The 15,762-nt window shown below is 68.9% G+C and carries 9 protein-coding genes; 4 read left to right on the top strand and 5 right to left on the bottom strand.

All coding sequences use genetic code 11. The features are described 5' to 3' along the window. Positions 1-3,690, bottom strand: coding sequence for a transcription-repair coupling factor (gene mfd, locus AB4Y72_RS03115; protein ID WP_441424703.1), 3,690 nt, complete (start codon positions 3,688-3,690; stop codon positions 1-3). A gap of 199 nt (positions 3,691-3,889) precedes the next feature. On the opposite strand from mfd, the gene AB4Y72_RS03110 reads away from it, so the two are divergent. From AB4Y72_RS03110 to AB4Y72_RS03095, 4 genes are all read left to right on the top strand, one after another. Next, the gene (locus AB4Y72_RS03110; RefSeq protein ID WP_441424702.1) at positions 3,890-5,401 is read left to right on the top strand and encodes an SDR family oxidoreductase; all 1,512 of its coding nucleotides are present in this window, start codon (positions 3,890-3,892) and stop codon (positions 5,399-5,401) included. A gap of 47 nt (positions 5,402-5,448) precedes the next feature. Beyond that, the gene (locus AB4Y72_RS03105; RefSeq protein WP_441424701.1) at positions 5,449-5,946 is read left to right on the top strand and encodes a DUF2505 domain-containing protein; all 498 of its coding nucleotides are present in this window, start codon (positions 5,449-5,451) and stop codon (positions 5,944-5,946) included. A gap of 4 nt (positions 5,947-5,950) precedes the next feature. Beyond that, complete coding sequence (locus AB4Y72_RS03100; protein WP_441424700.1) at positions 5,951-6,172, top strand: SCO4848 family membrane protein; 222 nt, start codon at positions 5,951-5,953, stop codon at positions 6,170-6,172. Between the two features lie 158 nt (positions 6,173-6,330). Then, a complete protein-coding gene (locus AB4Y72_RS03095) occupies positions 6,331-7,644 on the top strand; it encodes a UDP-glucose dehydrogenase family protein (RefSeq protein ID WP_441424699.1) in 1,314 nt (437 codons plus the stop codon). A 10-nt stretch (positions 7,645-7,654) separates the two neighbouring features. Here the strand turns inward: AB4Y72_RS03095 and sufU are convergent, their stop codons facing one another. The 4 genes from sufU to AB4Y72_RS03075 all read right to left on the bottom strand — a co-directional run bounded on the left by sufU (position 7,655) and on the right by AB4Y72_RS03075 (position 15,757). Continuing rightward, complete coding sequence (gene sufU / locus AB4Y72_RS03090) at positions 7,655-8,110, bottom strand: Fe-S cluster assembly sulfur transfer protein SufU (protein ID WP_441424698.1); 456 nt, start codon at positions 8,108-8,110, stop codon at positions 7,655-7,657. Between the two features lie 11 nt (positions 8,111-8,121). Beyond that, positions 8,122-9,429 carry a SufS family cysteine desulfurase gene (locus AB4Y72_RS03085; protein ID WP_441424697.1) on the bottom strand — a complete coding sequence of 436 codons (1,308 nt, stop codon included), beginning with the start codon at positions 9,427-9,429 and terminating at the stop codon, positions 8,122-8,124. A gap of 902 nt (positions 9,430-10,331) precedes the next feature. Next, a complete protein-coding gene (locus AB4Y72_RS03080) occupies positions 10,332-12,947 on the bottom strand; it encodes a helix-turn-helix transcriptional regulator (protein WP_441424696.1) in 2,616 nt (871 codons plus the stop codon). 71 nt (positions 12,948-13,018) lie between these two features. Next, positions 13,019-15,757 (bottom strand): LuxR C-terminal-related transcriptional regulator, encoded by a 2,739-nt coding sequence (locus AB4Y72_RS03075; RefSeq protein WP_441424695.1) that lies wholly within the window; start codon positions 15,755-15,757, stop codon positions 13,019-13,021. Positions 15,758-15,762: the final 5 nt, after the last annotated feature.

Here is a 15,762-nt window from a genome sequence, read left to right as displayed (position 1 = left end):
TTAGTTCACCGCTAGCGGGGCGTCGGAGAAGATGTTGCGGATGACGCCGTTAGCCCACTCGAGGATCTCGGCGTCCTGCAGGTCCCGGCCGCCGATCCTCGCGGTCTTGGGCTTGGGGACGAGCACCGCGTCCAGCGCGGGCTTCGCCTGCGCGCCGGGGTACATCCGGGTGAGGCGCATGAGCTTGGACTCGGGAAGCTGGGCCGGGGAGAACTTGATGAAGTTTCCCTGCAGCGCGACGTCGGACAGGCCGGCCTCGCGCGCCCCCACCCGGAACCGGGCGACGTCGATCAGGTTTGTGGCGGGCAGGGGAAGGTCGCCGTACCGGTCCACGAGCTCCGCGAGGACCTCGTCGATCGCCTCGTAGGTGATGGCGCTGGCAAGTTTGCGGTACGCCTCCAGCCGCAGCCGCTCCCCCGGCACGTAGTCGTGCGGCAGGTGCGCGTTGACCGGCAGCTCGATCTTCATTTCGGCGGCCTTCTCCTCGGCCTCGCCCCGGTATTCGGCCACGGCCTCGCCGACCAGCCGGATGTAGAGGTCGAAGCCGACTCCCTGGATGTGGCCGGACTGCTCGCCGCCGAGCAGGTTGCCGGCGCCGCGGATCTCCAGGTCTTTCATGGCCAGCTGCATGCCCGCGCCGAGCTCGTTGTGCGTCGCGACGGCCTTGAGCCGTTCCAGCGCCACCTCGCCCAGCGGCTTTTCCGAGGGGTAGAGGAAATAGGCGTAGGCGCGTTCCCGGCCGCGGCCCACGCGTCCACGGAGCTGGTGCAGCTGGGACAGGCCGTACTTGTCCGCGCCGTCCACGATCAGGGTGTTGGCGTTGGAGATGTCCAGGCCGGTCTCGATGATGGTGGTGCAGACGAGGACGTCGAAGCGCTTTTCCCAGAAGTCCACGATGATCTGTTCCAGCCGGCTCTCCGACATCTGCCCGTGTGCCACCTCCACCCGGGCCTCCGGGACCAGTTCGCGGATCTTCGCCGCGGTGCGGTCGATCGTGGACACCCGGTTGTGGACGAAGAACACCTGGCCTTCGCGCATCAGCTCGCGGCGGATCGCGGCGGAGGTCTGTTTGTCCGTGTAAGGGCCCACGTAGGTCAGCACCGGGTGGCGTTCCTCGGGAGGGGTGGCCAGGGTGGAGGTCTCGCGGATGCCGGTCAGGGACATTTCCAGGGTGCGCGGAATCGGGGTGGCGCTCATGGCCAGGACGTCCACGTTGGTGCGCATCTTCTTGAGCGCCTCCTTGTGTTCGACGCCGAAGCGCTGCTCCTCGTCCACGATCACCAGGCCGAGATCCTTGAAGCCGAAGTCCTTGGACAGCAGCCGGTGCGTGCCGATCACGACGTCCACGGAGCCGCTCTTCACGCCCTCGGCGGTTTCCTTGGCCTCTTTGCCCGTCTGGAAGCGGGACAGCGGCTTGACGACGAGCGGGAAGCCGGAGAAGCGTTCGGTGAACGTCTCGTAGTGCTGCTGGGCGAGCAGCGTGGTGGGCACCAGCACGGCGACCTGCTTGCCGTCCTGGACCGCCTTGAACGCGGCGCGGACGGCGATCTCGGTCTTGCCGTAGCCGACGTCGCCGGAGATCAGCCGGTCCATCGGGATCTCCCGCTCCATGTCGGCCTTGACCTCGTTGATGGTGGTCAGCTGATCCGGGGTTTCCACGTAGGGGAAGGCTTCCTCCAGCTCACGCTGCCATGGCGTGTCCGGGCCGAAGGCGTATCCGCGGGAGGCCATCCGGGCCGAGTACAGCCGGATCAGCTCGCCGGCGATCTCCTTGACCGCCTTGCGGGCCTTGGACTTGGTGCTGGCCCAGTCCGCGCCGCCCATCTTGCTCAGCGCCGGGGTGTCGCCGCCGACGTACCGGGTGACCTGGTCCAGCTGGTCGGTGGGCACAAAGAGCCGGTCGCCCGGGGCACCGCGCTTGGACGGGGCGTATTCCAGGACCAGGTATTCGCGTACCCCGTCGCCGCCGCCTGCCACCCGGCGCTGGATCAGCTCCACGAACCGGCCGATGCCGTGCTGTTCGTGGACCACGGAGTCGCCGGCCACGAGCTGAAGCGGGTCCACGGCGTTCCGCCGCTTGGACGGCATCCGGCGCATGTCCTTGGTGGAACCTGCGGAGGTTCGCCCCAGCAGGTCAGCCTCGGTCAGCAGCGCCAGCTTGAGCGGGTCCAGGACAAAACCGCGGCCGACGGCGGCGGTGGTCACCTCGATCAGCCCGGCCTGCGGCTCCGCCTCGAGGGTGTCCACCCGGGCGCACGGAATGTCGTTGTCGTGGAAGAGTTCGGCCAGGCGCTGGGCCGGGCCGGGGCCCTCGGTGACCACCACGATCCGCCACTGGTCCCGGACGCGGGAGCCGATGAAGTCCATCATTTCCGCCACGTCGCCCTGGTAGCCGCGGGGTTCCCGGGCGTGCAGGTTCAGCACGTCGACGTCGGGCAGCAGCTCCTCATCGGTGGCCAGCGACGTGATGGACCACCAGGAGACGCCGTGTGCCAGGGCGGCGGCGCGGGTCTCGGTCAGCGAACGGAAGCTGGCCGAGTGCAGGGCCTCGGATGCCGCGGAAGTTAAATCGAGCGGTGCCGTGCCGCCGTCGGACGCCGTGGACCAGGCCGCCTCGAGGAATTCCTCGTTCGTGGCGGCGAGGTCGTGCGCCCGGGTACGGACCTTCTCCGGCTCGATCACCACCGCGATGGAACCCGCCGGGAGCTGGTCCAGGAACGGCACCATGGCGTCCACCAGCACCGGGGCCAGGGATTCCATGCCCTCGACGGCGATGCCGCCGGCGATCTTTTCCAGCATGTCCGCGGCGGCCGGAAGCTGGGATTTCAGGGTGGCAGCGCGGGACATGACGGAGGGCGTGATCAGGATCTCGCGGCACGGCGGGGCATGAAGTTCATTGGGGTGGTGCAGGCCGGGCGCGGTCAGCGAGCGCTGGTCGGCGACGGCGAACCAGCGCATCTGATCCACCTCGTCGCCGAAGAACTCGACCCGGATGGGATGGTCCTCGGTGGGCGGGAAGACGTCCAGCATGCCGCCGCGGACGGCGAACTCGCCGCGGCGGGTCACCATGTCCACCCGGGCGTAGGCGGCGTCGGCGAGGCTCTTGACGACGCTGCTGAAGGGTGCCTCCTGGCCGACCTTCAGGGTCACGGGCACCAGTTCGCCCAGACCGGCGACGATCGGCTGCACGACGGCGCGTACAGGGGCCACCACGACGCGCAGCGCACCGGCGGTGGACGATTCGGGGTGCGCGAGCCGCCGCAGCACGGAGAGCCGCCGGCCGACGGTGTCCGAGCGCGGGGAGAGCCGCTCGTGCGGCAGGGTTTCCCAGCTGGGGAACTCGGCGATCGTCTCGGCGGGCAGGAAGGCGCGCAGGGCCTCGGTCAGGTCCTCGGCCTCGCGGCCGGTAGCGGTCACGGCCAGGACGACGGGCGCCTGCCGGCCGGCCCCGGCTGGGCCAGTTTCGGCAGTGCCAGTTTCGGCAGTGCCAGCTTCGGCCGCCGCGAGCGTCGCGAGTCCGTCCGCCATTTCGGCGAGCAACGTGGACCGCATTCCGGCCGGGGCGCTGAGCTGGTAATCCTCGCTGCGGGCGGCGAACCCGCGGGCCGCCTCGGCCTGGATCCGGGCGTAGTTCCGGTCTTCGGCGAGGACACGGCGCAAACCGGTGAGAGTGGGGCCGTTGAGGCTCATGGCTGGAGCTCCTGATGTGATCACGGGGATGCAGGCAACACGAATAGCCGGAATTCGCGAGAATCCCGGGTCCTCCAAGCCTACCGCGGAGCCGGGGACAGTCGGGCCCGCGGGGCTAAGCTGGCAGTGGGCCGGTCCAGGCAGTCCGCGGCGGCCGGCGCTCCGAATGGCCTATATGCGCAATGACAAAGGAGCCACAATGAACGGCACCCCCAAAGCAGCACATCCCAAGACGGTGCTCGTCACCGGGGCCACCGGTTACATCGGCGGACGCCTGGTCCCCCGTCTCCTGGAGGCCGGACACCGGGTCAAAGTCCTGGTCCGGACGCCGGCCAAGATCGCCGGCGTGCCGTGGCTGGACGACGTCGAGGTGGTCCAAAGCAGCCTCGACGACGGCGCCGCCCTGCGCGAGGCGCTCGACGGCGTGAATGTCCTCTACTACCTGGTCCATTCCATGGCGGCGGGGGCCGGCTTCGAGGCCAAGGAAAAGGCGATGGCCGGGACGGCTGCCCGGGCGGCCGCGGCGGCCGGGGTGGACCGGATTGTCTACCTGGGCGGACTGCACCCGGCCGGCGCCGAACTGTCCACCCACATGCGCTCCCGCGAGGCGGTGGGCAAGGTCTTCCTCGACAGCCCGGTGGACGCCGTGGTCTACCAGGCCGGCGTCGTGATCGGCTCAGGCTCGGCGTCGTTCGAAATGATCCGGCACCTGTCCGAAACGCTCCCGCTGATGCCCGCGCCGAGCTGGGTGCGGAACAAGATCGAGGCGATCGCGGTCCGGGACGTCCTGTACTACCTCGTGGCCGCGGCGTCGCTGGAGGGGCCCATCAACCGGACGTTCGATATCGGCTGCCGCGAAGTGCTCAGCTACGCGGGAATGATGCAGGAGTACGCGGCCGAGGCGGGCCTGCCGCACCGGGTGGTCCTGGCCCTGCCGGTGCCCGCCCCCAAGCTGGCCGGCATGTGGGTGGCCCTGACCACCCCGATCCCGCTCTCCATGTCCCTGCCGCTGGTCGAATCGCTCCAGCACGACGCCGTCGCCCGGGAACATGACATCGATGCCTACGTCCCCGTGCCGGAGGGCGGCCTGACCTCCTACCGGCGCGCGGTGTCCCTGGCACTGGGCAAGGAACGCGACGGCCAGGTGGAGACCACGTGGGCGAGCGCCGGCGTCGACGCCGATCCCCTGCCCAGCGACCCGGAATGGTCCGGCCACACGGTGTACCTGGACGAGCGCAGCTTCAGGAGCGACGTCGACCCGAAACACGTGTGGACTGTCATCGAAGGCATCGGCGGCCGAAACGGCTGGTACTCCCTGCCGCTGGCCTGGCAGGTCCGCGGCTGGCTGGACAAGCTCACCGGCGGTGCGGGACTGCTCCGCGGCCGCCGGCACCCGCATCTGCTGGCCGAAGGCGAGGTGGTGGACTGGTGGCGGGTCGAGCGGATCGACCGCGGCCGGCTGCTCCGGCTGCGGGCCGAAATGCGGGCCCCGGGCCGGGCGTGGCTCGAACTCTCCGTGGAGCCCGAGGGCACGGGCAGCCGCTACCGTCAGCGGGCCATCTTCTTCCCCAAGGGCCTCAGCGGCCGGCTTTACTGGCTCGCCGTGCTGCCGTTCCACAGCGTCATATTTCCCGCCATGTCGCGGAATATCACCGCCGCGGCCCGGGATCTGCAAAACCTCGAATCGGAGCCTGCCCGGCACACCACGTAGGATGTTGGAGCCCGAAACGTCCACTTCCACACCATGGAGGACCCCACATGGCCCTGAGTGCATCCACCACCGTTCCGCACAGCGTCGACCGCGTGACCGCGGTTTTCGTCGATGAAGACTTCCTGCGCCACACGAGCGAACTCGTCGGCGGCACCCTGGAATCCTTTGCCCTTGACGGCGACCCCGCCGGCGCGTTCAGCACCACCACCGTGCGGACCATCCCCACCACCCGGATGCCCGACATCGCCCGGAAATTTGTCGGCGAAAGCCTGAAGGTGACGCAGCTGGAGGCCTGGGAGGCCCCCGCGGCCGACGGTTCCCGGCAGAGCAAGATCTCGCTCAAGGTGTCCGGCGCGCCGCTGGATGTGAACGCTGTCCAGCGTCTCGTGTCCGACGGCGGCAGCACCCGGATCGAGCTTGAGGGCAACGTCACCTCCTCGGTGCCGTTCCTGGGCGGCAAGATCGCCGATGCCGCCGAACCGATGGTCGGCAAGGCCCTGAACCTGCAGTCCCAGCAGGCCCAGGCCTGGCTCGAGAGCCACTGACGCCATGGAACTGCCCGCGTTCCTCGCCGTCGTCCTGATTATCGCCGGAGTCTGGTCCTTGGTGGTCTGGCCGCAGTTCCTGCGCCGGGTCATGAAGGACCCGCGCGCCCGTGACGCCGACGGCAAGGCCACGCGCTTCCTGACCGTCCACGTCGTCCTCGTCAGCATCTCCATGCTGCTGGGGGCCGCGACGGCGGCGATCGGCATCGCCGGGCTCCTCGCCTAGCGCACCGGCACGCCGGGGGTTAGCTCCCCCGGCGCGCCGGAATTTAGCCGGAATTCATGCCCCGTTGTTATGCCGGCACTAGCACTCCACGCGGCTGTGTGATCCCGGCGCCACCCGCTTACGCTGTGAACAGGCCACGACGGGAGGACAGCGGGCGTATGCGGATCTCGGTTATCGGTTGCGGTTATCTGGGCGCGGTCCATGCCGCGTGCATGGCAAAGTTGGGGCATGAGGTTGTCGGCATCGATGTCGACGAACACAAGGTGGCGCAGCTGTCCGCGGGGCACGCCCCGTTTTACGAGCCTGTGCTGGATGATCTCCTCGCCGAGCTTGAAGAGTCGGGGCTGTTGCGGTTCACCACCGACATGTCGGCCGCCCGGGGCGCGGAGGTCCACTTCATCTGCGTGGGTACGCCGCAGAAGCGCGGCGAGAACGGGGCAGACCTGCGCTACGTGGATGCCGCCGTCACGGCTCTTGCCGCCTATCTCTCGGCGGGCGACGTCGTCGCTGGGAAGTCCACGGTCCCGGTGGGAACCGCCGCACGGCTGGCCGAGGTCCTGGCCGATACCGAGCCTGGTGCCACCCTGGTCTGGAATCCGGAGTTCCTGCGCGAAGGTCACGCCGTGACGGACACCCTGAACCCGGACCGGTTCGTTTACGGGACACCGGACGGCAGCGAGGGCCATCCCGCGGTGGCCGTCCTGGACCGGGTCTACGAGGCTCCCCTCGCGGGCGGGACGCCCCGGCTGGTGACGGACTACGCCACCGCAGAGCTCGTGAAGACGGCCGCCAACTCGTTCCTCGCCACCAAGATTTCCTTCATCAATGCCATGGCCGAGGTCTGTGAGGCCACGGGGGCCGACGTCACCATGCTGGCCGATGCGATCGGGCTCGATGACCGGATCGGCAGGAAGTTCCTGAACGCCGGCATCGGGTTCGGCGGCGGCTGCCTGCCCAAGGACATCCGGGCGTTCATGGCCCGGGCCGGCGAGCTGGGCGCCGACCAGGCGCTGACGTTCCTGCGGGAAGTGGATGCCATCAACATGCGGCGCCGGACCCGCGTCGTGGAACTCACCCGGGAGCTCTGCGGCGGCACTTTGATGGGACAGCGGATCGCCGTACTGGGGGCTGCCTTCAAACCCGAGAGCGACGACGTGCGGGACTCGCCGGCGCTGAGCGCTGCCGCGCAACTACAGTTGCAGGGGGCCGTGGTGACGGTCACCGACCCCCAGGCGCTGGACAATGCGGCCAAGCGCTTCCCGGAACTCCATTTGGAGCCGGACCTTGAATCGACGCTGCACAAGGCCGATGCCGTGCTGCTGTTGACCGAGTGGAAGGCCTACCGGGAGCTGGATCCGCACGTGGCCAAGACGCTCGTGTCCGCGCCGCGCATCCTGGACGGCCGCAACGTCCTGGAACCGGCCAAATGGCGGGCCGCCGGCTGGACCTACAGGGGCCTGGGCCGTCCCTGACCGGCTGCGGTCAGGCCGCCAGCGCCTGACCGAGCGCGTCTTCGGCAGCCACCCATGAGAGCATGGCGCACTTGACGCGCGCCGCATAACGGGACACGCCCTCGAAGGCGGCGGCGTCGCCCAGCACCTCCGGATCGGCCGGCACCTTGCCGCGGGAGCGCAGTACCTCGCGGAAACTGTCAATCACGGTGCGGAGTTCGCCGACCGTCATGCCCTCGGCAAGGTCCGTCAGCACCGAGGCCGAGGCCATCGAGATGGAGCAGCCGTCGCCGTCCCAGCGCAGTTCGCTGACTTTCCCGCCGGCCACGGACACCCGCACCGTTATCTCGTCGCCGCAGGTCGGGTTCAGCTGGTGGGACTGGCCGCTGCTCACGCCCTCGGGTGCCGCCGCTGCGCCCAGGCCGCTGCCGTGCCGGGCCTTGGCGTGTTCCAGGATGATCTGCTGGTAGAGCTGGTCAAGACTCATGAATGTCCGTCCTAGGCTTGGAAGTAGGCGCGGACATCAGCGACAGCGTTGAGGAACGCGTCCACATCGTCCGTGGTGTTGTACAGGTAGGTGCTGGCCCGCGTGGTGGCCGTCAGGCCGAGCCGGCGGTGCAGCGGCTGCGCGCAGTGGTGGCCCACCCGCACGGCGATCCCCCGGCTGTCCAGGAACTGCCCGACGTCGTGCGCGTGGACGCCGGCAACATCGAATGCCGCCAGGCCGATCCGCTCCTCCCCCGCAGCGGGGCCCAGCACACGGACTCCGGGGATGGAGCCGAGGCCCCGTACGAGGCGCTGGCCGAGTTCGGTTTCCCAGGCGTGGATGCGGTCCACCCCGGTTTCGGTCAGATAGTTCACCGCCGCGGCGAGTGCCACGGCCTGCGAGATGCGCTGGGTGCCGGCCTCGAAGCGCTGCGGGCTCGGCAGGAACCCGGCACGTTCCATCGTGACGGTGGTGATCATGGAGCCGCCGGTCAGGAACGGCGGCATCGCGTTGAGCAGTTCCGAGCGGCCGTAGAGGGCGCCGATTCCGGTGGGGGCGAGCATCTTGTGCCCGGAGAACACCGCGAAGTCGACGTCGAGCGCCTTGACATCCAGGGGCAGGTGCGGCGCGGACTGGCAGGCGTCGAGCACCACCAGGGCCCCCACGGACCGTGCCAGGCCGACCAGTGCGGCCACCGGGTTGATGGTGCCCAGGACGTTGGACGCGTGGGTGAACGCCAGGATCCGGGTGCGCGGGCCGATGATGCCGGCGGCGGCCGCCAGGTCCAGCGCCCCGGCGTCGTCGATGGGGATGAACTTCACGACGGCGCCGGTCCGGGCGGCCAGTTCCTGCCAGGGGATCAGGTTGGCATGGTGTTCCATCTCGGTGACCACGATTTCGTCGCCCGGGGCCAGGGCGAACCGGGCCGCCTCGGATCCCGCGCCGGGCAGGGACGCGTTGAGGAAGGAATAGGTGAGCAGGTTCAGGCCCTCCGTGGCGTTGGAGGTCCAGATCAGCTCATCCCATTCCGCCCCGACAAACTCCGCCACCGTTTCCCGGGCGTTTTCGAACGCCTCTGTGGCTTCGACGGCGAGGTGGTGCGCCCCGCGGTGGACTGCGGAGTTCCGCTGCTCATAGAACTCCTGCTCTGCCTCGAGCACGCTGAGCGGGTTTTGCGAGGTGGCGCCGGAGTCCAGGTAGATCAGCGGCCGGCCGTTGACGTGCTGCTGAAGGATCGGGAAGTCGTTGCGGATCCTGAGGACCTCTTCGTTTCCGAGCGCGGTGGCAGAGCGGCGGAGGTGGGCTGGGGTGGCAACCATGGCGGAGACTCCTGGATCGGCGTTCGCTGCGGCGTACCCCCGGTCCGGCCGGACAGCCGGCCGAAGGAAATACGTCACACAGATTAACCCTAATTATCCCACGTTCCCGCAGCCCTCCTGCGCGGCCTCCGGTGCGGGCGGGCGCGGCATTGACGGTGCGGCGCTGACGGCGCGGCGCTGACGGCAGGGGGTCCGGCGTCGTGATTCTTCACCGGAGTCGGCCGCGGGCGCTCATCCTCGACGCTCATTCGCGACGGTCATGCACGGCACCCATCCTGGGCGCCCGGTGTCGGCGCTCATCCCCGGTACTCATCCCGGGTCCGCGATTCCCTGCGGCGCGGACCCGGACGTAGACCGATTAAGGGAGCCGGCGGCGGCTGGGGGGAGAGCCTCGGTCTCAGAAGGCTCTGACGCCGCCGGCTCCGACCTTGGCGCACGGCTGCCGGTGAAGGCACCGTACGATTCCAATGAAGGAGTTCAGTGGAGCGGGTTACGGCTCAACCACCTCTAATGGTGGCAGTGGCCGCTTCAGCAAGCAAGGGGCCTTGGGACCCTGCACTACCGCAGGACATGCCCCGGCCCGATCGCCGCCATGAAGTTCCTCATTCTGACCCTATGTTGCGCTCATATTGTGAGACCTTATTTTGAGATCGTGATGGGTTGTTGGTGGAACTGACTTAAGTCAATCGCCCGGGCCTGATCTGCACACGAGTAGCGTTTACCTGAATTCTGCCGCCCCGCGCGCCGTGGAACTACTTGGGGATACCCCCGCCGGTCCGCCGGGCCACCCGGGCTGTACGCAGGCCTAAGGCGCCCGCGGCCGGCAGATTCGGGAGCGCCCGGCGTCCGCGACAGCAGGAGCGGCCCGGTCAGGATTCTGCAGTTCAGGGCATCCATGGTTCCTAGGGCTTTTTCTGCCCGGAGTCCAAGGCCCCCAGGTCCAAGAGATCCGCACGCCGGCCGACGCCAAGCTTGCCGAAGATCCGCGACAGGTGCCCCTCCACGGTCCTTTGCGATACGCAGAGGGCGCCGGCGATCTCGGCGTTCGTGGCCCCGCCCGATACCAGGTCCAGGACTTCCGTTTCCCGTGCGGTCAATGCGGCACTGTGATCGCTGCGGACAATCTCCAACTGTGCCGACATGCCGGCCTCCACGAGGCGGTGATGGACCCGGCGCTGGACCGCGGTGAGCCTCCACCGGTCCGGGTCGTCGGCGAGGATCCGCTCCGCCTGCTGTGCGGCTTCCAGGGCCAGGAGCCCATGCCCGCCGGCGAGCGCGTCGTCGCTGATGCCCATGAGGTCCACAGCGTCGGATGCAGAAACCGCTTTCGCGTAGGACTCCAGCAGACGCGCCTCCGGGCCGTCCACTGCGCTGCTGCTGAGGGCAAGGTCCTCCGCTCCCGAGGCGTCACCGCTGCGGACGGCGAGCCGCCGTATTTCTGTTTCAATGCCCCGCAGTCCTTCGTGCAGCGCTTCGTCGGCCAGCCGCGCCAACGCCATTCCGCGTCTCGCCCCGGGTCCGGGCCCGGACTCCGCCGCCCGGCAGTATGCCTCCGCCAGCAGACGAAGGGTTTTCGGTTCCCGGTACTCCAAGCGCCGGTAGGCCAGCGAATACTGGCTGGCCTCGCCATGGCCACCGACGGCGGCCGCCGCGTACGCTGCGACGGCGTAGGCGAACGGCAGCAGGAGCAAGGGGTCGGCTATGGTGAGTTCCTCTACGGCCAGCCGCAATTCGGCCAGGCTTTCGCGCATCCGCCCCTGGCTCAGCCTGGAGTATCCCCGCATGAGGTGGAGCATGCCGCCGCTGTACAGCAACCGCCCGGGTTCCCGGGCCGCGTAGTCGTCCAAGACCCGTCCGAGACCCTCGCCGTCTCCGGCCCGGATCAGGTTCAGGCAGTGGCGCACCACCAGGTCCTCGTACACCAGGGGAAGCTCCATGCTCGCGGTGCGGGCACCGTTCCACGCCTCGTTGTCCAGTTGCAGCCCGGTCCGGAGCCGGCCCTGGGCTGTCAGTAATTCGGCGACGGCGGACACTGCCGGGACGCGGATTTCAGCCGGGATGCCGGCCCTGTCGATAAGTTCGCGCAGTCCGGATCCGGCGGGCAGGGTTCTCCCGTCCCCTGCCCGCTCCAGGGTCCCGGCCAGCGAAGCAACGGCAGTTCCGCCGCACAGCTGCTCCCCCGAGGCGCTCAGTGGACGGGGCGGCGCCGGCGACCCTAACCGGGCGGCGAGCAGCGCGGCCAGGTACGACGGCCGTCCGCCCTGCACCGGCCGCGCGGACTCCAGGCTCGCCACAGCAGCCTGGGGGCGCCCGGCAATGAAGTGGGAGTAGGCCAGCTGGATCCGGGCCTCGGAGAGAAAATTTGCGTCCCGGATGGCGGCCGCCGCCCGGGCGGCAGTCGCAGGATCCAGGGCCGTGTTCGCGGCGACAGCGGCCTGCAACAGCTGAACGGGAGGGATCTCCACACCGCAGTCCAGGGACCAGCGCAGCCGGTTCAGTGCCGCCCCCGGAACGGCCGCATGCGCTGAGGGAAGCGACAGCACACTCGAGCGCAGGGCTGAACTGCGGCCGGCCGGAACCCGGTGGCGGATGATCTCGCCGACTATCGGGCTCGCGGGCCGGACGAGCCGGTCGTGCCCGGTGGAGACAGCGATGAGTCCTGCGGTGTCCAACGCGTCCACGGCTTTGGGACCGCTGATCCGAAGGAACTGGGCCAGCGAGAGCGGCCCTGCGAGGGCAACGATTATGGCGGCGGTCTTTTCCTCCGGCGTCATGGAGCGCAGCTGACGGTCAACGACGTCGGCGGCCGGAACCCGGGCCATGTCGGGGTTGGCCAGGAGGAACCAGACCCCGTGCCGGAAGCCCAACGCTCCGCTGGCGCGGGCATGCTGGATCAGGGACATCAGCATGAGCGGATTCCCGTCGGCCGCGTCGTGGAACAGCGCGCTGACCCACGGTGAGACATCGGCTTTGAGGACCTGTTCGCACAGCTGGTGGGTGCCGGTCCGGGTGAGCGGGGCAAGATCGAACTTGGCAATGATTCCGTCGTCCCAGATCGACAGGAATTCGTTCGGGATCATTGGCCCGGGCCGGCAGGTCGCCAGGACCGCGGCTGCGCCGGTGGCCGCGGCCTGCGCGAGCTGTCCGACGGTCCCGTGGTCGAGGAAGTGCGCGTCGTCGACGACGAACAGGGGGCGTTCGGCCTCGGATTTCAGGCTGCCGGTCATCGCTTGCACGACGGCGGCATAGGAGTCTAGTTCGCGGTCTGGAAGCCGCGACAGGTACGGCGCCAGCGCCCCAAAGGGCACGGCGGACAGGGCGCGTGTCGCTGTCAGCCGAATCACGTGGCTGCCGGGCCCGAGTTGCCCGATGGCAGCCTTGACGACGGCGGTCTTGCCCGCGCCCGCCCCGCCGATGACAAGCGCGCCTGACCTGCTGTTGTCACGCAGGCAACGGACCAGATCCTTGACCAGCGCTGACCGCTCGATCAGCGGGGCGGTCTCAGTCAAGCTTTCCATGGCCGGTTCTTCCTGCCGCTTCATGCCTGTCCAAGGAAGCCGCCTGGAAAGCCGCGCGCGGCCTGCCAGGGTCAGCCGAGCCGGGCGCTGTCTGCCGGAGTTGAGATGACATCTTTGAGTTCCGATCGGCTGGCGACGTGCAGCTTCGAGTACACCTGATAGAGGTGTCCCTCTACTGTGCGAACCGACACGTGCATCTGTTCGGCGATCTTGCGGTTGGTCGTGCCGGCGGCGGCGCGGACGGCCACTTCACATTCCCTCGCCGTCAGGGTCGAGGTTGTCAGGGAGTGCAGCCCGTTCTTCGGGCTGCCGAATCTGTCATCGAGTGACTGCTGCGCCCGCTGGGCGATCCGCAACGCGATCCGGTTGCCGGCGTCGTTGGCACAACTGACGGCCTTCCGGGCCGCATCCCGCGCGAAGACGGCGTTGCCGGACGCGTCAGCGTCCTTGGATGCCGCCAGCAGCCGTTCGCTGTCGGCTTCCCGCATGCCCTCCGCCAGCCGGGAGCACAGGGCCGCGAACTGCCCGCTCACCCGGCCGCTCAGATTGCCCAGCTTCTGGAAAGTCTGCCGGTCACCCAGCCGGGCGGCGGCGGACAGGAACAGGAGCGCCGGCGCCAGCGCCGAGGTGTCCGTGTCGTTGTCGGCCTCGGCCATGAGGGTGCGGATCGAGGCAGCACGCTGACCGAGCTCGGCCTGGGCCGAGAGCTCGAAATAGCGTGCGAGGCGCTCCACCAGCCAGGCCGCAGGTGGCCCGGCCTGGGCCAGGTCGCCCAGCAGGAGGCCGGCCGTTTCCTCTTCCCCCTGGAGTGCGGCGGCATAGGCACAGACTGCCGTGGCCAGGCCCGCAAAAGTGTCGGGATCCTGCGCCCGGAGCTGCCACCTGCCCGCCTGGAGCCGGGAGACGGCGTCGTCGAGGCGGCCGGCGTGGACGTCAAGGACGCCTTGCCCGATCTCGAACATCCCCCCGAGCCGGGTCTGGGGCTCTCCGCCTGCATAGGTTTCCTCAAGGAACGCGGAAGCCTCGTTGAACTTGGCCGAGAGCAGCAGCAGAAGCAGGTACCTGCCCCTGACCTCACGCACAGCCCGGTCCGTGAGCCGTACGCTGGCTGTGGCCGCCAGGACCTGCTTCCCCAGCGCCAGGGCCTGCACCACGTTGCCGGTGACGGCCAGGGCCTCGCAGCGCACGCTGGCGGTCAGAAGACGCGGCTCGGTGCCCAAGTCCGTTGCGTCCACACCATCGGTTACGGCCAGGACATCGGCGTAGCGCCCCTGGAAGCTGGCGAGGCCGGCCTCGGCCAGGCGGAGTCGAGCCCGGGCGGACTCCACCGCGGGGGTGTGGGTGGTCTCTGCGGAAAGCCGCTCCGCGAGTTCCCGCAACCGCGCCTGGGGATCTGATCCCGGAGCGGTGCTGCGCTTTTCCAGCTCCGCTCGCAGGAGCTGCAGGGCGGTCCATTCGGCCAGCGGCAGATCCCGGCACGCGGTGTCATCCCAGGTCTCCAGCGCCCGGCGCGCGGACTCCTCGTCGTTCACCGAAATATGGGCGCTGATCGATTCGATGGCCATGGGGACGGCGGGTTCGTCTCCTTCGATCTCCTGGATGAACCGCAAGGCGGCTGCGGGGTCGGACGCGCTGTTCGCGGCAAGGGCCGCGGCCAGGGCCACCCCGGGGCTGACCTGTTCGCCGCAGTCCAGGGCCCAGGCGACGCCGGTCGCGCCGCCCGCGTACAGGGCCTCCGACTCCTGGAGCACGGCCGTGAGCCGGCGGCGGAGTTCTGCGCTGCGGCCCGGCGGGACAACGCTGGCAACAATTCCGGCGATCACCGGATTGGCGACGCTGACCATCGGCGGATGGTTATGCGTGACCCGGATCAGGGCACGTTCCTGGAGCGCGTCCATGTCCTGTGGGTTCGCGATCAGCATGAGGGTCTGGAGCGGAACCGCGCCCGCAAGCGCCAGCAGCTCAAAGACGTCGCGCTGACCGGTGCCCAGCCGGTTGAGACGTGCCTTCACGACGTCCCGGATCTCGCCGGTCAACGCGATGGGGCCGTTTCCCAGGAACCACACGCCGTCCTGGCGGATCACGGTGCCGAGCTTGATCTGTTCCCGGGTCAGCGAATGGAGGAACAGGGCGTTGCCTCCGCTGGCGCTCCAGAGCGCCCGGGCGGCGGTCAGGGAGAACCGGCCGCCGTATTCGTGGTGCAGTGTTGCCGCGGTCTCTGCAAAGTCGAACGGCCCAAGGTCCACCCGCCGGAGCAGATCATCTTTCCACAGGCCCATGATGTCGCCACCGACATGCGGCATGTCCACGCACGCCGCCAGCAACGTAACGTGGGCCCCTGCGCTCAGCTGGGCCACCATCATGCTTGAGAGCTCGTCGAGGTCGTGGGCGTTGTCCACGAAGAGGACGACGCGCCGGCCCTCGGACTTGTTGCGGAGCAGCTGGATCAGGCCGCGCAGCACCATCAGGGGGTGTTCGAGGTGGGATGCGTCGAGGTCGTTCAGCAGGACGCTCAAGGCCCCGTACGGAAGCTTTGAGGAAATAGAGCTGCCCCTGACCTGGACCACCAGGTACTCGTCGCCGAGCTGCTCCAGGGCGCGTTGGGCGATGAAGGATTTGCCGGCCCCGTGGTCGCCCACGAGCACAATGCCGCAGCCGGAACCCGAGGTAAGGGTTTCAACCACCTCGGCAACCAGCTGCTGGCGGGTGAAGGGGCTGTCCTTATGGCGGCCGAACCTGTTTCTTTGCGCCGGAAAGATGGCTTCAGTCTGGCCGCTACCCGCAGGCAAGCCGGCGTCTTGCTGGAACATATGAG

The sequence above is a fragment of the Arthrobacter sp. YAF34 genome, assembly GCF_052113245.1.
Classification (GTDB): domain Bacteria; phylum Actinomycetota; class Actinomycetes; order Actinomycetales; family Micrococcaceae; genus Arthrobacter.
The sequence above is the reverse complement of the archived record's forward strand: the minus strand, read 5'-3'. Positions and strand labels throughout refer to the sequence as shown.